This is a genomic window from Sinomicrobium sp., from assembly GCA_029266035.1.
GTDB lineage: Bacteria > Bacteroidota > Bacteroidia > Flavobacteriales > Flavobacteriaceae > Sinomicrobium.
This window is the reverse complement of record JAJUFH010000005.1, coordinates 16,575-35,392: the sequence shown is the minus strand read 5'-3', so window position 1 is coordinate 35,392 and position 18,818 is coordinate 16,575. Positions and strand designations below refer to the sequence as shown.

Below are 18,818 nucleotides of genomic sequence, written 5' to 3'. Positions count from 1 at the left end.
CTGTTTTTACCGTATTATTGCTTGAATTACAACTGTACGGATTACCTTTGCGCGCAAATCAGTAAAGTCAAGCTAAATATGACCAGAGTTGTAATAACAGGATTAGGAGCGGTAACTCCCTTGGGACATACCGTAGACGATTTTTGGAATAACAGTGTGGCAGGGAAGAGCGGTGCTTCAAAAATCACCCGATTTGATGCTTCACAATTTAGAACCCAGATCGCTTGTGAGGTCCGTGATTTTGCACCCCAAACTCTACTCGACAGAAATGACATCAAGAGGAGTGATCTCTTTACACAATACGCGATGTATGCAGCGGTACAATCGTGGAAGGATTCGGGGCTCGATATAAGCCAAATGGATCCTTTTGACGTAGGAGTTATTTGGGGAAGTGGACAAGGAGGTATGGAAACCTATGAGACCGAGGTAACCAATTATGTAGAAGGTAACCGACAACCTAGGTTCAATCCTTTCTTTATTCCCAAATTGCTAGTCAATATGCCCTCTGGAATGATTTCTATGAAATTGGGATTGATGGGTATTTGCTACACTCCCGTTTCTGCCTGTGCTACTTCCAATACTGCCATAATGGATGCCTACAACTACATCAAGCTCGGCAAGGCCAAGGCTTTTATCACCGGAGGTTCAGAAGCGGGTATCACCTCAGCTTCCATAGGCGGATTTTCAGCTTTAAAAGCCATGTCTAAGCGCAACGACGATCCGGAAAAGGCAAGTAGACCTTTCGACAAAGACCGGGACGGATTTTTGATGGGAGAGGGTGCCGGTGCACTGGTATTGGAAGAATACGAGCATGCCAAAAAACGCGGAGCAAAAATCTATGCAGAAGTAGTAGGTACGGCAATGACCTCCGATGCCTACCATATGACCTCACCACACCCCGAAGGAATAGGAGCAGCAAAATCCATGCAACTGGCTCTACAGGAAGCCGGATTATCTCCTGAAGATGTAGACTACCTCAATGTTCACGCTACCTCTACCGGACTCGGAGATTTGGCGGAGCTAAACGGAGTGGAAAAGGCCTTTGGCTTTCCTGAAAAATTACACATCAGCGGAACCAAATCCATGACTGGACATTTACTCGGCGCCGCTGGAGCTATAGAAGCTATTTTGTGTGTAAAAGCGATAAACAACAATATCGTTCCACCGACCATCAATGTGGAGCAATTGGACGAAGCCATCGACCCGAGATTTAATATCGTAACAGGCAAGGCTTTTCACAAAGAAGTCAAAGTAGCCATGAGCAATGCCTTTGGATTCGGCGGACATAATTCGACTGTGGTTTTAAAAGAAGTATAGTGCTATACCCCAAACAGATTTTTAGGATATAGCACTAACCTCAGAGCAACTGTTGTTTTGATTTTCTTTAACGAGAAATTAGAACATCAGTTTGAATCCGCCGTTCACTACAAAGCCATCTACGGGAGCATAAATATCTCTAAACTGAGGGTTGCTCAGGCTGCCGGTGTAAATAGTGTCGAATCGAGTTTGTCGTGTATCGAGTATATTTTCTAGATTAAAAAAAATGGAAAGATGTTCTCCCAATTTCTTTTCCGACATAATTCCCGTGATCCAATACGATTTCCCGGAGGCTCCGTCACTGAGTTTTTGGGGACTGTAGTAATACGCTTCAAGTCCTATCCAGAAATTCTCGTGCTTCTCATACATCAGTACATTATTTAGCCGGTGTTTTGCCACTAGGGGGTATGCGAGTTTGCTGTTGCCATAGTGTTGTTTTACATCGGCATAGGTATAACCCACAAACAGTTTAAAATCTTTGTAGCTCCATTTCATATTGGCCTCGACACCCTGAGTATCTACATATCCATCCGGTTGTATAAATCTGTAAAAATGATCTTCTCCTAGCGAGAGTATCAAAGGATCGTCTATTCGGGTATAGAACAGGAGAGCATTTGTAGAGAGGCTTAGATCACCCGATATAGGCCATCGGTAGTTGATATCCAGATTTATTCCAGTCGATCTTTCGGCCTCGCAGTTTTCAATGTCGAGTGGGAGTATATCTCTAAACTGTAAACGCTCGGTATCTTCGGTAAAAATACTCGGTGTTTTATATCCCAATCCACCACCTGCCCGAAAAGTCAGGCGCTTGGAAGGTTCGTACATCAGCGAAAACCTCGGAAGGATAAAACCGCCGTAATCACTCTGATAATCTGCTCTCAATCCGGTTTCCAGAGTCCATTTTTCCGACATATTCCAGATATTTTGGACAAAAGCTCCGATAGTAGTATTTGAAAAACCGAGATTTTGCTCTGGATCTCCCTGGTGTTGTGTAAAATTTTCAGTCCACAGATTAAGTCCGCCAACCCACTCTGTTTTTTCGCCCAAAGCAGCTATATTCACCTCTGAAAATGATGACAGTTGCTCTCCGCCAAAAGCGTATTCCGGTATGCTGATGTCACGATTGAAAAGGCTTATACTGTTTTTAATCTGCAGTTTTGTGCGTTCAGAAAATTTATGTGTTACCAGTAATTGAGTGGAAATCCGATCGGTGTTGTTCTGTTCAAAATATCCCGTATCGCTTTTACGATCTATAAAGTCTATACTTCCACCCAAGCGATCTTCGGTAACGTAATTAAGTCCCAATTGTAATTCTGTTTTTTCGAAGTAGAAGAACATTTTTGGATTTAGAGTAAAGCGTTCAAAATCGGGAATAGCCGTAAGTCCTATATCAGCCGGATCGTAGGCAGTTCCTTTATTGTAAGAAGAAAAGACGGTAAGCCCTATTTTTCCGTATTTTTCGGCATAAAAACCACTGAGATCGAGTCCGAGTGCCGAAGTTCCGTTGGCCATAAAATTGAGTTGTCGTTTTTCTTCGGGAGTTCTAGAAATCAGGTTTACCAGTCCGGCAATAGCCCCGCCGCCGTACAGTGTAGAAGAAGATCCCTTAATCACCTCCACCTGTTTGAGGTCTAAAGGTGCAATTTGCATCAAGCTGAGTCCTCCGGAATACCCCGAATACAAGGGCAAACCATCCCGTAGGAGCTGAGTGTATTTTCCGTCCAGACCTTGGATACGAATACTCGAATTATAACTCGTTGCCGAGGTTTGCTGTGTTTGTATCCCGGTGCTTTCATTGAGCAACATTCGAATATCTCCCGGTTTCATATTTTCTTTTTCGGCCAGTTCTTCTCCGGCGATAAATTCTATACGAGTTGGAATATCTTCGATGGTTCGCGTACTGCGTGTAGAAGTGATAATTACTTCCTCCATTTCTTCATGAGATTCCTGCAGATAATACACCTGATGTTGCCGATCTGAGGGAAGGGGAAAAGACAGTTCGACCTCCAGGGGTTCATATCCTATATATTGGATAAAAAGGGTGTACGATCCTTCAGGAATATCGGAAAGGGAAGCCTGTCCATTACTGTCGGTTGAAGTTCCTTTGTTTAACGACTTAATAAACAGTGACGCTCCAAATAGCGGATTTTTAGAAGTTTGATCTTTGACAGTAGCTTCAAAAGTATATTGAGCATAGGTTATGCCGCATACCAATAACAACATAATCGTGAGAGAAATACAATGTTTCACGGGTAAAATAAATAAGGTTAAAAAAAATGATTAGACACGAAATGCGGCAGACACACGTGGAGGTCTAAACAAAGTCTTTAAAAGTGCGGTATAGGAATTAGCTTTATAAAAAGAGACTTTTATAGGAGAAGGATTTTCTGTCACCACAAGCTTGCAATCAAAAGATTGAAGTATAAAACCCGGACAACCATTACAAGTAAAAAAAGGAGAACAGGCAGCACAACTGTGATCGTCGGGTTCATTATGTGTATCGTTGCAATCAAGGTGTATGCCGTTGTCCCTGCAGTCGTCGGTAAAAGTACAACAGGGAACACTAGCCAAGCTTAGGCAAAGCGCAGCCATAATAACAGCCAAATACTTCATAGGGCTAAGGTATAAATTTTATCAAAAAATATGAATAATCATTTAAGCATTCATTTTTCGGCCCATATTTTTTCGTGATTTTACATGAGAATACCACAGGAACAAAAGTTGCATATCGATGTACAATGAATTGCACACACAAAGTTCCTTACCGTCAAACAGTTAAAATTTTAAGCTATAACTTCCTCAAATTTTTACTTGTACAAAAGCAAAACAATCCTATATTTGCAGCTCAAAATTTGCGGTACAGCTAGCGCTGTATATGGTTTTGGGGAGATACTCAAGCGGCCAACGAGGACAGACTGTAAATCTGTTGGTTTTACCTTCGCAGGTTCGAATCCTGCTCTCCCCACAAAGATTTAACCCCTCCAGCGTCAAAAGCCACAGGTTTTTGTAAGCTGGAGGGGTTAAATCTTTGAGTAAGGGGCACCCTTACGGATCACCGAGCGCAGCGAGGTAATCTGAGACTTGGAGAAGGGGAGAAAGTCCTATCAACTAACAAACCACAAACTAACCAACTGCAAGACCATGGCGAGGAGCGCCGGCGTAGCAAAGCGCGACGTGGTCATCTCTTTAAAAAACCACAAACTAATCAACTACAAAACTATCTGCTCTGAAATCTTAGCAATAATATCGAAGCTTTCCGCTTGAAAATCTACTTTGATGGTATCCGTTTGTTTGTTAAACCAGGTAAGCTGTCGTTTGGCAAACCTTCGGGTGTTTTTTTTGATCTCCGCTACGGCAAACTCCAATTCGCAATCTCCTTTGAGGTAGCTAAACAATTCTTTATAGCCAACGGTTTGAAGGGCATTGAGATTCTGGTGGGGGAGCAGTCTTTTAACTTCTTCCAGCAGGCCGTTTTGCATCATAATATCTACTCGGCGATTGATGCGGTCGTAAATCAGTTCTCGATCGGCGTCGGGAGCTACGGAAATAATCTGGAAAGGGCGGGATTGTTTTTTGCCCTTGAGAAAGGAGGAGTAGGGTTTTCCAGTTCCTCTGCTTATTTCGAGTGCTCTGATAAGCCGATGGGGATTGTGGAGATCTACCTGATGGTAATAAGAGGGATCTCGTTTTTTTAACTCCCGCTGCAATGCGGTAATGCCTTCTTGCTGTAGTGTGTTATTTAACGCATTGCGTACTTCCTGTGGCACCTCGGGAAAATCGTCGAGTCCGTATAGCACGGCATTTACATACAGACCGCTTCCTCCGGCCATGACTACGATATCGTGTTTTTGGAAGAGTTTGTCCAAAAGATTTATGGCATCATTCTCAAAATCACCTACCGTATAGGTCTCGAATATGCTTTTGTGTTGAATAAAGTAATGAGGAGCCGCCGCGAGTTCTTTCGCCGAGGGAACGGCGGTACCTATAGTCATTTCCTTGTAAAACTGCCTGGAGTCTGCAGAGATAATAGCAGTGTTGAAATGCTTGGCAAGTTGAATGGCGAGGGCAGTTTTGCCAATAGCCGTTGGCCCTATAACGCTAATCAGATATTTGTGGTGTTTTGGTTTCAAGTATTGGTGAATTCTACAATTTTATAACCTTTGTTTTTTCTGAGATAAGACTGTATAATATGCTGCGTATCTGCCGTATTACTCATAGCAGTAAGCACCTGTCGAAGTATTTTAATATTGTTGATTTGATAGTTGAGATCAAAGAATGCAATACCTTTAAAAACAGAGTTTTCTATCATCACTACACTTCGTTCACCAGTACTGCGCCCTCGATCTACGACAAGCATATTGGGATGGGGATAGCTGTATTTGCTTAGCGCGCTTTGCACTCGTTTGTTGTATTCCTCCGCCGACTCTTCGGCTATACAAGCTCCGTGACATTTTTGCACGGTATAATTGTGACAGTGCTTTTTCGCCTGAGATAATCCGTTGTGTTTCATACACAATTCAAACTCTTCGGTCAGCTTGTACAGCAGGTTTTTGGCCTCGTGTTCGGAGGTAAAGGTGGTTATCGGATTCAAACTCTTTTTGTATCTCCCCCCTGCACGCTCTACATAGAGGCGGAGGTAGCCCTTTTCATCGGCATTGCAATAGAGTCCGTAAGAGAACAGCGCATTTCTGTATTGAGGGTTGTATTTTGGTTTGTTTTTTCTGATCTCGTCGTGTTCCTTTAGCGCTGCGATAAGAATACTACCGGTTTCTTCATAGGTGATTGCGCTGACTTCCTGCTGTATGAGTTTCCACTTTTTTCCGGTACGCGAAAACTCTTTGTTTAGCTTGTTCTTTATGTTCTTGCTCTTTCCTATAAAAACAATATTGCCGTCTTTGCGGTGAACGTAGTACACACCCGTTGTTTCCGGAAGGTCTTCTATAATATTGAGCAGTTTGGGCGACAGTGTCCCGGTATCTTCAGATTTGATAGTTTCTGTGACTATGGTTTTGGATTGATCTTTGGCGAGAAGTAACTTAAACAGTTTTACCGTGGCCAGAGCATCGCCGTTTGCCCGGTGTCTGTCGCTTACCGGGATGCCGAGCGATCGCACCAGTTTACCGAGACTGTACGACTCGGCTTCGGGAATTAGTTTTTTGGAGAGTTCTACTGTACAGAGGGTTTTTCTCTTAAAATCAAATCCGAGGCGTTGAAATTCGGTACGGAGTATACGGTAGTCGAACTGAGCATTGTGAGCTACGACAGTACAGCCTTCTGTAATCTCAACAATGCGCTTTGCCACCTCGTAAAACTTTGGGGCCGACTGTAGCATAGCATTGTTTATCCCGGTCAGTTTTACCACAAAGGGCTGTATGTCTCTTTCAGGATTGATCAAGCTGATAAAACGGTCGGTTACCTTGTGTCCGTCAAAGCGGTGTATGGCTATTTCGGTGATACCTTCTTCATTGTATTGTCCTCCCGTCGTTTCGATGTCTAGTATTGCGTACATATATGCTATGCTCTGACTCTGTGCACAGAAACCGTCCTGTTGGGAGGTGTTCTGAAAAAAATTAATGATAATTCCTCGCCCCAAATATACTACTTCCTATTCTAACCATAGTGCTGCCGCAGTCTATAGCTATCTTGTAATCCCCGCTCATCCCCATGGAGAGAATCCGGATTTCTGAATCGATAGAGGCTGCCTGATCAAATAGTTCTTTTAGTCCGCCAAACTCTTTTCTTATCTGGGCTTCACTATCTGTAAAAGTAGCCATCCCCATAAGTCCGACCACCTTTACATGAGTCAACTCCCGTAACTCATTCGATTGCAACAATGCTAATACCTCACTCTCATCCAGTCCGAATTTGGTCTCTTCTTCTGCGATGTGCACCTGCAGTAGGCAGGAAATACTGCGTTGGTATTTTGACGCTTGTTTGTTTATCTCTCTCAGGAGCTTCAGACTGTCTACCCCGTGAATGAGGGAGACGTATTCGGCCATATATTTTACCTTGTTTCGCTGGACATGACCTATCATATGCCATTCGATATCCTTGGGCAACTGCTCCCATTTTTCGGTCATTTCCTGTATTTTGTTTTCTCCAAAAATTCGCTGTCCGGTCTCATAGGCCTCCATAAGGTCGGCCACCGGTTTGGTTTTGGAAACTGCAACAAGACTAACCCCTTCGGGCAATGCTGATTTTATTATTTTTAGATTCTCTGCTATGCTCATTATTATTTTTTTTGTGGGGGCTTTGCACTGCAACCTTTTTGTGAGGGCTTTGCACTGCAACCTTTTTGTGGGGTCGTTGCAGTGCAACGACCTTACATATACTACAACAACCATATATGCTGTACATATAAAGCCGTTGCAGTGCAACGGCTCTACGAGTTACAAAAACATCGATGATATTTTTTCTGCTTTTTTGCTCTCGCTGTAATCGTAAAATCCTTCTCCCGATTTCACTCCCAATTTCCCTGCGGTGACCATATTTACCAAGAGGGGACAGGGGGCGTATTTCGGGTTTTTAAATCCGTCGTACATCACATTCAGTATAGACAGGCAAACGTCCAATCCGATAAAATCGGCCAGTTGTAGCGGTCCCATAGGGTGGGCCATCCCCAATTTCATCACGGTATCGATTTCGGCAACTCCGGCTACGCCGTGATAAAGGGTTTCTATCGATTCGTTGATCATAGGCATCAGTATGCGATTGGCCACAAATCCCGGATAGTCGTTTACCGTTACCGGCACTTTTCCTAGTTGTTCAGAAAGCGAGATGATCGTATTTGCAATCTCATCGGAAGTGTCGTATCCTCGTATGATCTCTACCAGTTTCATCAAGGGTACGGGATTCATAAAGTGCATCCCAATCACCTTATTGGCTCTTCGAGTTGCCGAAGCGATACGGGTAACGGATATAGACGAGGTGTTGGTAGCCAGAATAGTTTCTGCACTACAGTACTCTTCCAGTTTGCGAAAGATGTCGAGTTTAAGATCGATGTTTTCGGTAGCGGCTTCTACGACTAGAGAAACGCCATTCACCCCTTGTTTTAAGTCAGTAGTAGGGTTTATTCTTGCCAGAGTTGCAGTTTTGTCCGCTTCACTGATGGTGTCTTTGGCGATCATGCGATCTAAGTTTTTTGCTATAGTAGCTATTCCTTTTTCCAGCGCCTGTGCTGAAATATCGATGAGTTGTACCTCAAAACCCGATTGTGCAAAAGTATGTGCAATACCGTTTCCCATGGTTCCGGCACCGATAACTGCAATATTTTTCATAGTGTATGTTTAATTTGTTTAGAAATTGGCGATGATTTCCATTGCTACTTTAAGAGCTTCTTTACCGTGAGTGAGTGTCACCACGGGCGTAGTATTATTGACTATGGCATCGGCAAAGGTTTCCAATTCGTCGAGTATGGCGTTGTTTGCCGCTATTTTCGGATTTTCGAAATAGATTTGTTTTTTCACCCCTTCGGCATTTTGTAAAATCAATGCAAATTCGTCCTCCTCTTTAGCTGCATCTTTCATTTTGACAACCTCTACTTTCTTTTCGAGGAAATCGACTGAGATATAAGCATCTCTTTGAAAAAATCGAGACTTGCGCATATTTTTCAAGGAGATTCTACTGGCCGTGAGATTGGCCACACAGCCGTTTTCAAATTCGATACGCGCATTGGCAATATCCGGCGAATTGCTGATTACCGATACACCGCTGGCATTGATGCTCTTTACGGGAGAGTTTACCAAGCTCAATATAATGTCGATATCGTGTATCATCAGGTCTAATACCACAGGCACATCGGTTCCCCTCGGATTGAATTCCGCCAGACGGTGAGCCTCAATGAACATCGGACTACTGATCTTATCTTTCACTGCCATAAAAGCCGGATTGAACCGCTCTACATGTCCTACTTGTCCTTTGAGTCCGTATTTCTCTGCGAGTGCAATGATAGCATCGGCCTCTTCGACCGTATTCGCGATGGGCTTTTCTACAAAGATATGTTTGCCTTTTTTTAGCGCTTTCTCTGCACAGTCGAAATGCGAAAGGGTAGGAGTGACAATATCTACCACATCTACGGCATCAATAAGCTCATCTATGGAAGTAAAAGAAGTATAACCAAATTCTTTGACTACTTTCTGAGCGTTTTTCTGATTTGGGTCGTAAAAACCGACCAATTCGTACTTATCAGATTGATTGAGCAATCGAAGGTGAATTTTTCCAAGGTGTCCGGCACCCAGAACTCCTGCTTTAAGCATAAAAACAATTTATTGATTTCAACAAAAATAAGGTTTTCAGAGCAATCCCACTTAAGAATATAGGGAATATTAACCACAAACTAAGAACTACCAGTTAAGAATTAATCAACTATTGTTGGGTTATTGGGTTAATGGGTTATGGGGTTAATGAGTAACTACAAACCACAAACCGACATTACGGATTTGCCCAATTGTTTTTTCGTTGTAACTTTACCTGCACATCAATTTTTATTACGACCTTGAAAGATACCCTGAAACACAGAGGAAAACGCAATCAGCTCGCAGAAATAGTTGCGAGTAAAGGGGTTTCAGACCCCCGGGTGCTCGATGCCGTGAGGCAGGTACCCAGACATCTTTTTATGGATAGCAGCTTTGAAGATCACGCCTATCAAGACAAGGCTTTTCCCATAGCTGCCGGACAAACCATCTCTCAACCATATACCGTGGCCTTCCAAACCGAATTGCTGGAAGTAGACCCGGGAAGGAAGATTTTGGAAATAGGTACAGGAAGCGGATATCAAACGGCAGTGCTTCTGGAAATGAAAGCTAAGGTGTACACTATTGAACGGCAATTGGAGCTGTTTAAGCGAACCAGCCTTTTCCTTCCCAGGCTGGGGTATCGACCTAAAAAAATGATTTTCGGCGATGGCTATAAAGGACTCCTCGAAGAGGCTCCCTTCGACGGAATTATAGTTACTGCCGGAGCACCGGAAGTGCCCAAAGCACTATTGGCACAACTAAAAATAGGAGGGAGACTGGTGATTCCAGTAGGTGATGACCCCCAGATTATGACCTTATTTATTCGGAAATCAGCAAAGGAATTTGAAAAAAGTGAATTCGGAGAATTTCGTTTTGTGCCGCTGTTGGAAAATAAGAATTGAAAGGGTAGAGAATTGTCGGGTTGTGTCAAAGAATAGCTATTCAGCGTTTCATCTCCTACAACGCAATACACTACGATTATGATTTTTGAAAGTAAAAGCAAATAAATTATACCTAACTGCTTGTCAATTAAAAAAACTTTTGGATATTTGTTCAAGCATGAAAAGACATTTTATACATATTATTACTGTCATTACTGTGGTGATTCTGTCGCCTTAGCGGGAAATGGTATGTATAAAACGATTTGAAAAGCCTTTCCTGTATTCTTGGAAAGGCTTTTTTGTTTTAAAGTAGTTATTGTGATACAGTATAGCATTATTATTGTCATTGTTGTCGTCGATCTGTTTTCGGGTTGATGCGGTGACTTTGTGTGTTGTACAAAAGACCTGTGTCGACCGAAAGCAAGACACAGGTCTTTTGTTTTTTTAGAATATTAATTTTTGGATATGATAACAGAATACAGCTTAAACAACTGTGTATCAACAATGTAGTATCTCATTGGAGTATTTGAGTTTAAAGAACGGAAATCGTGTTAAAATACTAGAGATTTTATATGAAATATTTTAGCTGCCCGTAAAGTATTATAGGAAAAACTAATTTTTATTAAAAAATGTTAAATAAGTATAGCAGACAAGTTACACAGGATCCTACACAGCCCGCTGCTCAGGCGATGTTACACGCATTGGGGCTCAGTGATGAAGACCTCAAGAAGCCGCTGATAGGTATTGCGAGCACCGGTTATGAAGGTAATCCGTGTAATATGCACCTCAACAAATTAGCCGAATACGTAAAACAAGGAACGACAGAAGTCGATCTTGTAGGTCTTATTTTTAATACCATAGGGGTGAGCGACGGTATCTCTATGGGGACCGAAGGAATGCGCTATTCCCTTCCTTCCCGAGATATTATAGCCGACTCCGTAGAGACGGTGGTCAACGGAATGTGTTATGACGGAGCTGTAACCGTAGTGGGTTGCGACAAAAACATGCCGGGTGCTCTTATGGGGCTGTTGAGAATAAACAGGCCTTCAGTACTGGTCTATGGAGGAACTATAGCTGCAGGCTGCCACAACGGTAAAAAACTGGATGTGATTTCTGCCTTTGAAGCTTGGGGTAGTAAGGTGGCCGGAAGTATTTCAGAAGACGAGTATAAAAATGTAATACACAAAGCCTGTCCGGGAGCTGGAGCTTGCGGAGGGATGTACACCGCCAATACCATGGCTTCGGCCATAGAGGCTATGGGGATGTCTATACCTCAGAGTTCTTCTGTTCCGGCAGAAAACGACGGAAAAAAAGAAGACTGTATCGCAGCCGGAAAGGCCTTGAGATACTTGTTGGAAAACGATATTAAACCCAGAGATATTGTTACTCGTAAATCGCTAGAAAACGCTTTCCGACTAGTAACAGTTCTGGGAGGATCTACCAATGCAGTCCTTCACTTTATGGCTATTGCCAAAGCCGCAGAGGTACCGTTTTCATTAGATGATTTCAGGAAGATCAGCGAAAGTACTCCACTTCTGGCCGACTTAAAACCGAGTGGAAAATACGTTATGGAAGACCTGCACGAGGTAGGGGGTATTACTGCTGTGTTGAAGTTTATGCTTAAAGAGGGAATGCTACACGGCGACTGCCTGACAGTTACCGGAAAAACTCTGGCCGAAAACCTCGAGGCTTTCCCCGATCTGGAAGAAGGACAAGACATCATACATCCGCTGGACAAACCCATCAAAGAAACCGGACACATCCGCATATTGTTTGGCAATCTTGCCACAGAAGGTGCGGTGGCTAAAATTACCGGAAAAGAAGGGCTTAGTTTTACCGGAAAAGCCAAGGTGTTTGACGGTGAATTTGCCGCTAATCAAGGGATTAGAGAAGGTAAGGTAGAAAAAGGAGACGTTGTGATTATTCGCTATGAAGGACCTAAGGGAGGTCCTGGAATGCCGGAAATGCTCAAACCTACAGCGGCCATAATGGGTGCCGGACTCGGCAAGGACGTCGCTCTTATCACCGATGGGCGCTTTTCAGGTGGTTCTCACGGCTTTGTCGTAGGTCACGTATCTCCCGAAGCTCAAGACGGAGGGAATATCGCATTGGTACAAAACGGAGATACGATCACCATAGATGCGGTAAAAAACACCATAGATGTCGCTCTTACCGAAGAGGAGTTGAACGAGCGAAGAGCCAAGTGGCAACAACCACCGCTAAAACACAAAAAAGGAATACTTTACAAATACGCCAAAACAGTTTCGTCTGCCTCAGAAGGTTGTGTGACAGACGAATTCTAAAATTTTTCACCAATAGGGTGCAAAAAACAAAAGTTGCGCACCCTATAATCGTCCAGCAATAACACATAAGTATGGAAACATTAAAGGAAAGATTAGCAGAAACGGAAACAAAAGCTGCCATAAAAATAAGTGGTGCAGAAGCCGTTATCCGTTGCCTTCTCGAAGAAGGAGTAGATCTGATTTACGGATATCCCGGAGGAGCTATTATGCCGGTATATGACGAATTGTACAAATTTCAGGATCAATTGCGTCATGTACTCACACGTCACGAACAAGGAGCTGCACATGCCGCTCAGGGTTATGCAAGGGTCAGCGGAAAAGTTGGGGTCGCAATGGCTACTTCCGGACCCGGAGCAACCAATCTCGTTACCGGTATTGCAGATGCTCAAATAGATTCTACTCCCTTGGTGTGTATCACCGGTCAGGTAGCCCGTCATTTACTAGGTACCGACGCTTTTCAGGAAACGGATATTATCGGTATATCTACTCCGGTTACCAAATGGAGCTATCAGGTTACCAAAGCTGCTGATATTCCAATAGCACTGGCTAAGGCTTTCTATATAGCGCGTTCCGGACGTCCGGGTCCTGTGTTAATCGACATCACCAAGAATGCACAATTTGAGGAATTTGATTTCACCTATAAGAAGTGTACCGGAATTCGAAGCTATGCACCAAAGCCTTCGGTAAAACCGGAAAAGGTTCAAGAAGCAGCATCCCTGATCAATGCAGCTAAAAAACCATTTATCGTTTTCGGACAAGGAGTAATCCTCGGTAAGGCTGAGACAGAATTAAAAGCATTTATAGAAAAGACGGGAATTCCCGCTGCTAGCACCGCATTAGGACTTTCGGCCTTGCCTTCCAATCACGAATTGTACACCGGAATGGTAGGGATGCACGGTAATTATGCGCCAAACATACTGACTAATGAATGTGATGTTCTCATCGCATTGGGAATGCGCTTTGACGATAGGGTTACGGGTAATCTGGAAACCTATGCCAAACAGGCCAAGGTAGTTCATTTTGAAATCGATCCGGCTGAAGTTGACAAAAACGTAAAAACCGATGTGGCCGTGCTCGGTGATCTCAAAGAAACGCTTGCACAAGTGTTGCCTTTGGTAAACGAAAATAAGCACGAAGCCTGGCATCAGGAGTTTAAAGACAAATATGCCATAGAATACGACAAAGTGATTAAAAACGATCTTTTCCCCGAGAAAGAAAAACTCACTATGGGAGAGGTCATCAGACGTATTAATAAGCGTACAAATTCTGAGGCGGTAATCGTTACCGACGTTGGTCAGCACCAAATGATCGCCTGCCGATATGCCGAGTTTAGTAAAAGTAAGAGCAATGTGACTTCGGGCGGACTCGGAACTATGGGATTTGCGCTTCCGGCAGCTATTGGAGCCAAAATGGGAGCTGAAGAAAGAGAAGTAGTTGCTATTATCGGTGATGGCGGATATCAGATGACTATACAGGAACTCGGAACCATTTTCCAAAATAGGATTCCGGTGAAAATCGTGGTACTCAACAACGACTTTTTAGGAATGGTACGACAGTGGCAACAGCTGTTCTTCGACAAGCGATACGCGTCTACCGAATTGGTAAACCCCGACTTTATCACTATTGCTAAAGGATATCATATCCCAGCAAAACGGGTGACCAAAAGAGAGGAGCTCGACGGAGCCATCGACGAAATGATAGCCTCAGAAGAAGCCTATTTTCTCGAGGTTTGTGTGGAAAGAGAAGACAATGTATTCCCAATGATTCCGACAGGAGCATCGGTAGCCGATTGCAGACTCGAATAAACAAAAGGCCATAATAAAAACCAGAACACGAAAATGAACAATACGTATACCGTTTCCGTATATTCGGAAAACAATATAGGGCTGCTAAACCGCATTTCGGCCATCTTTTTAAAACGACATATCAATATCGAAAGCCTTACAGTTTCGGAGTCTGAAATCGAAAATGTGAGCCGCTTCGTTATCGTTGCAGAGATGAGTGAAGATCAGGTGCAGAAAATAGTAGGACAATTGGAAAAACAGATAGAGGTTATCAAGGCTTATTATCACACCGATGATGAGACCATTTATCAGGAATCTGCACTGTTTAAAATCAAATCGAGCTTGCTTTTCGACGAAAGGCAAATACAAAACATCATAAAAAACAGCAATGCCAGTATCGTTACTGTGGCTCGAGATTTTTTCGTAATTCAAAAGACAGGACGACGTCACGAAACCGATGCCTTGTATAACGAGCTATTGCCTTTCGGAATTATGCAATTTGTGCGCTCGGGAAGAATATCGGTATCGAAAAGCGAAATGAACATATCTGCACTGCTAGAAGAATTCCAAAGTGTCTGATGAAATTTAAAATTAAACTACTGTATTGCAGTAAATTAAACAATCTAAATTGAATATTAAAATAAATAATAAAAATGGCAAATTACTTTAATACGCTTCCGTTGAGGCTACAGTTACAACAGTTAGGAGTATGCGAATTTATGGATAGCTCCGAATTTGACGAAGGTGTAAAAAAACTTCTCGGTAAAAAGATCGTAATCGTAGGTTGTGGTGCTCAAGGGCTCAATCAAGGGCTCAATATGAGAGATTCCGGACTGGATATCTCCTATGCCCTTCGCGAAGAAGCTATTAAAGAGCAAAGACAATCGTATAAAAATGCTACCGGAAATGGTTTTAAAGTAGGTACTTACGAAGAGCTCATCCCTACAGCTGACTTGGTGTGCAACCTGACCCCAGACAAACAGCACACTGCTGTAATCAATGCCATCATGCCTCTGATGAAAAAAGGATCTTCACTGTCTTATTCTCACGGATTCAACATCGTAGAAGAAGGTATGCAAATTCGCAAAGACATCACTGTTATTATGGTAGCCCCTAAATGTCCGGGGTCTGAGGTAAGAGAAGAGTACAAACGCGGATTTGGAGTGCCTACGCTGATTGCAGTTCACCCCGAAAACGATCCTAACGGTGACGGACTTGAGCAGGCTAAAGCCTATGCTGCAGCTACCGGAGGACACCGTGCAGGAGTATTGCGTTCTTCGTTTGTAGCAGAAGTGAAATCTGACCTTATGGGTGAGCAGACTATTTTGTGCGGATTGTTGCAAACAGGCTCTATCCTCAGTTTCGACAAAATGGTAGAAAAAGGTATAGATCCAGCCTATGCTGCCAAATTGATACAATACGGCTGGGAAACCATTACCGAAGCTTTGAAACACGGAGGAATTACCAATATGATGGACCGACTGTCTAACCCCGCCAAGATAGAAGCTTTCAGACTTTCGGAAGAGTTAAAAGACATTATGCGTCCGCTGTTCCAAAAACATATGGACGATATTATGACCGGACACTTCTCAAAAACCATGATGGAAGACTGGGCAAACGACGACAAAAACCTATTGACTTGGAGAAAAGCAACAGGAGAAACTGCTTTTGAAAAAACAGAGATTACCTCAGCACCTATTGCCGAACAGGAATATTTCGATCACGGTGTACTCATGGTAGCTTTTGTAAAATCGGGAGTAGAATTGGCTTTTGAAACCATGACGGAAGCGGGTATTATTGCAGAATCGGCTTATTACGAATCCCTGCACGAAACTCCCCTTATCGCCAATACAATTGCCAGGAAAAAACTCTACGAAATGAACAGGGTTATCTCCGATACCGCTGAATACGGATGCTATCTTTTTGATCACGCCTGTAAGCCTCTACTGGCCGACTTTATGAAAAAGATAGATACCAACGTCATAGGAAAATCGTTCAGTACAGACAATACCGTAGACAACCGAGAACTCATACAAGTCAATGACGCAATAAGACAACACCCTGTAGAAAAAGTAGGTGCCTATCTCCGCGCTTCAATGACCGAAATGAAAAAAATAGTTTAATGACATAAAGCAGCTAAGACTGTTACCCCGGCAAACCCGGGGTAATGGTTTTTATACCTATTGCTCTTATCAGAAAATATTATTATAAAAGTGGGATTCGAAAAGCAGGACTTTAAACACAAATCGACCAACGACGAGATCAGGTCGCGTTTCGACAACGATGTGGAGCGCTTTTCTAATCTTGAAACCGGTCAGAAGACAACCATAGATGCCCCAATTACACTGAGACTCATTACCAAGGCTGCCAAAGCGGCCAATCCAAATGCCACCGATCTGCTCGATGTGGGCTGTGGTGCAGGTAACTACACCCTTAAAATGCTGTCGGAGATTCCCGATCTGAACTGTAGCCTAGTAGATTTTTCACTCCCCATGCTTCGCAGAGCAGAAGAGCGTATTAGTCCGAATACAAACGGACGCATAGAAAGCTTTCACGGAGATATCAGAGACGCCCAATTTTCCGACGGGCAATTCGATATTGTGCTTGCAGGTGCAGTGATGCACCACCTTAGAGATGATGCCGATTGGGAAAGTGTTTTTCAAAAGGTATATCGCATTGTGAAACCCGGAGGAAGTTTCTGGATATCCGACCTCGTCGCTCACGATTCGGAAGAAGTACATACCTTTTTCTGGGAAGATTACGGCAATTACTTAGACGATATTGGAGGCGCCGATTACAGCAAGCACGTTTTTGAATATATAGAAAAAGAAGATTCACCCAGATCGGTGACCTGTCAAATGGAATTACTGAGAAAGACCGGCTTTCAAAAGGTGGAAATTTTACATAAAAATGGTTGTTTTGCCGCTTTTGGTGGCATTAAATAACGAAGGAGAAATACCTCATTTTATAAACAACAAGCCGAAAACAGAAAAGACTTATGGATGTGACTACAAAATATATACCTGCATTAGAACAGGTAAAAGAAGCAGCAGCGACCTTAGAAGGAGTAGCAGAGCGTACACCACTTTCTTATAGCATCACCTATTCAAGTGCATTTGATGCAAATATTTTTCTGAAACGAGAAGACCTGCAAGTGGTTAGGTCATACAAAATCAGAGGAGCATACAATAAAATCCGATCGCTTTCTGAAGACGAAAAAGCTCGTGGTATTGTCTGTGCCAGCGCGGGAAATCACGCGCAGGGAGTAGCGATGTCGTGCAATAAATTGGGAATAAAAGGAACCATCTATATGCCCGTTCCTACCCCTAAACAAAAAATAGGTCAGGTGAAAATGTTTGGCGGAGACTATATAGATATCGTATTGGAGGGAGATACTTTTGACGATTCTAATAAGGCAGCTCTGGCAGAGTGCAAGAGATTGGGCAAATCTTTTGTACACCCCTTCGACGACGAAAAAGTGATAGAAGGACAGGGTACAGTGGGGCTGGAAATACTGCAGCAAACAGATACTCCTATCGATTATGTGTTTGTTCCCGTTGGTGGAGGCGGACTGGCTTCTGGCTTGTCTACAGTGTTCAACGCCCTTTCTCCAAACACCAAGATTATAGGAGTAGAGCCCGAAGGGGCTCCTTCAATGAGTAAGTCTATTGCCAATAACCAAAATACCGAGCTGGAGCATATAGAAAAATTTGTAGACGGAGCTGCTGTAAAAAGGGTAGGGGACAAAACCTTTGAAATATGTAAACAATTGCTTCACGAGGTCATCACTGTACCCGAGGGAAAAGTTTGTCAAACCATACTCGACCTCTACAACAAAGATGCTATAGTCGTTGAACCGGCCGGTGCGCTTACCATTTCTGCACTAGATTTTTACCGGGATAAAATAAAAGGTAAAACTGCAGTTTGCGTGATAAGCGGAAGCAATAACGATATTACCCGAACCCCTGAAATCAAGGAAAGAGCATTGCTATACGCCAATTTGAAACACTATTTTATTGTGCGCTTCCCACAACGGGCGGGAGCACTTAAAGAATTTGTAGCGGATATACTCGGTCCTAGCGATGACATTACCCATTTTCAATACACCAAAAAACACAGCAGGGAAAACGCTCCTGCAGTGGTGGGTATTGAACTCAAAAGTGAGGCCGATTTGGCCCCGCTTATTGAGCGTATGAAAAAACACCATTTTTACGGGGATTACCTGAATAACAAACCAGATTTGTTTCAGTTTTTAGTGTAAATTAGAGGTGTTTGTAATCAGGTTTAAACAGACTGCTA

Annotated in this window: 14 protein-coding genes and 1 tRNA gene; 9 read left to right on the top strand and 6 right to left on the bottom strand. The window is 43.1% G+C overall.

The features are described 5' to 3' along the window. Positions 1-78: 78 nt before the first annotated feature. Entirely contained in the window at positions 79-1,317 is a 1,239-nt protein-coding gene (gene fabF, locus ACYZZR_RS04495; protein ID WP_461532806.1) for a beta-ketoacyl-ACP synthase II, read from the top strand. Positions 1,318-1,395: 78 nt separating this feature from the next. On the opposite strand, the gene ACYZZR_RS04490 is transcribed toward fabF, so the two are convergent. Next, positions 1,396-3,540 carry a TonB-dependent receptor gene (locus tag ACYZZR_RS04490; RefSeq protein ID WP_461532805.1) on the bottom strand — a complete coding sequence of 715 codons (2,145 nt, stop codon included), beginning with the start codon at positions 3,538-3,540 and terminating at the stop codon, positions 1,396-1,398. Between the two features lie 660 nt (positions 3,541-4,200). Between ACYZZR_RS04490 and ACYZZR_RS04485 the strand changes: the two genes are divergently transcribed. Next, positions 4,201-4,282, top strand: a tRNA-Tyr gene (locus ACYZZR_RS04485). 244 nt (positions 4,283-4,526) lie between these two features. On the opposite strand, the gene miaA is transcribed toward ACYZZR_RS04485, so the two are convergent. The 5 genes from miaA to ACYZZR_RS04460 all read right to left on the bottom strand — a co-directional run bounded on the left by miaA (position 4,527) and on the right by ACYZZR_RS04460 (position 9,572). After that, complete coding sequence (gene miaA, locus ACYZZR_RS04480; RefSeq protein WP_461532804.1) at positions 4,527-5,447, bottom strand: tRNA (adenosine(37)-N6)-dimethylallyltransferase MiaA; 921 nt, start codon at positions 5,445-5,447, stop codon at positions 4,527-4,529. After that, the gene (locus ACYZZR_RS04475; RefSeq protein ID WP_461532803.1) at positions 5,444-6,826 is read right to left on the bottom strand and encodes an exonuclease domain-containing protein; all 1,383 of its coding nucleotides are present in this window, start codon (positions 6,824-6,826) and stop codon (positions 5,444-5,446) included. The genes miaA and ACYZZR_RS04475 overlap by 4 nt, the downstream gene beginning before the upstream one ends. A gap of 61 nt (positions 6,827-6,887) precedes the next feature. Then, a complete protein-coding gene (locus ACYZZR_RS04470; protein WP_461532802.1) occupies positions 6,888-7,547 on the bottom strand; it encodes a YggS family pyridoxal phosphate-dependent enzyme in 660 nt (219 codons plus the stop codon). Between the two features lie 159 nt (positions 7,548-7,706). After that, positions 7,707-8,594, bottom strand: coding sequence for a 3-hydroxyacyl-CoA dehydrogenase family protein (locus tag ACYZZR_RS04465; protein WP_461532801.1), 888 nt, complete (start codon positions 8,592-8,594; stop codon positions 7,707-7,709). A gap of 18 nt (positions 8,595-8,612) precedes the next feature. Then, entirely contained in the window at positions 8,613-9,572 is a 960-nt protein-coding gene (locus ACYZZR_RS04460) for a Gfo/Idh/MocA family oxidoreductase (RefSeq protein WP_461532800.1), read from the bottom strand. Between the two features lie 239 nt (positions 9,573-9,811). Between ACYZZR_RS04460 and ACYZZR_RS04455 the strand changes: the two genes are divergently transcribed. The 7 genes from ACYZZR_RS04455 (at position 9,812) to ilvA (ending at position 18,780) form a co-directional block, all read left to right on the top strand. Further along, positions 9,812-10,453, top strand: coding sequence for a protein-L-isoaspartate(D-aspartate) O-methyltransferase (locus ACYZZR_RS04455; RefSeq protein ID WP_461532799.1), 642 nt, complete (start codon positions 9,812-9,814; stop codon positions 10,451-10,453). 608 nt (positions 10,454-11,061) lie between these two features. Then, positions 11,062-12,735 carry a dihydroxy-acid dehydratase gene (gene ilvD / locus ACYZZR_RS04450; protein ID WP_461532798.1) on the top strand — a complete coding sequence of 558 codons (1,674 nt, stop codon included), beginning with the start codon at positions 11,062-11,064 and terminating at the stop codon, positions 12,733-12,735. A gap of 71 nt (positions 12,736-12,806) precedes the next feature. Continuing rightward, a complete protein-coding gene (ilvB, locus tag ACYZZR_RS04445; protein WP_461532797.1) occupies positions 12,807-14,540 on the top strand; it encodes a biosynthetic-type acetolactate synthase large subunit in 1,734 nt (577 codons plus the stop codon). A gap of 33 nt (positions 14,541-14,573) precedes the next feature. Further along, entirely contained in the window at positions 14,574-15,098 is a 525-nt protein-coding gene (ilvN, locus tag ACYZZR_RS04440; RefSeq protein WP_461532796.1) for an acetolactate synthase small subunit, read from the top strand. A gap of 74 nt (positions 15,099-15,172) precedes the next feature. Then, positions 15,173-16,642, top strand: a complete 1,470-nt coding sequence (gene ilvC / locus ACYZZR_RS04435) for a ketol-acid reductoisomerase (RefSeq protein WP_461532795.1) — start codon at positions 15,173-15,175, stop codon at positions 16,640-16,642. A gap of 90 nt (positions 16,643-16,732) precedes the next feature. After that, positions 16,733-17,464: a class I SAM-dependent methyltransferase gene (locus tag ACYZZR_RS04430; protein WP_461532794.1), complete on the top strand. Its 732-nt coding sequence runs from the start codon at positions 16,733-16,735 to the stop codon at positions 17,462-17,464. Between the two features lie 53 nt (positions 17,465-17,517). After that, complete coding sequence (gene ilvA / locus ACYZZR_RS04425) at positions 17,518-18,780, top strand: threonine ammonia-lyase IlvA (protein WP_461532793.1); 1,263 nt, start codon at positions 17,518-17,520, stop codon at positions 18,778-18,780. Positions 18,781-18,818 lie beyond the last annotated feature (38 nt).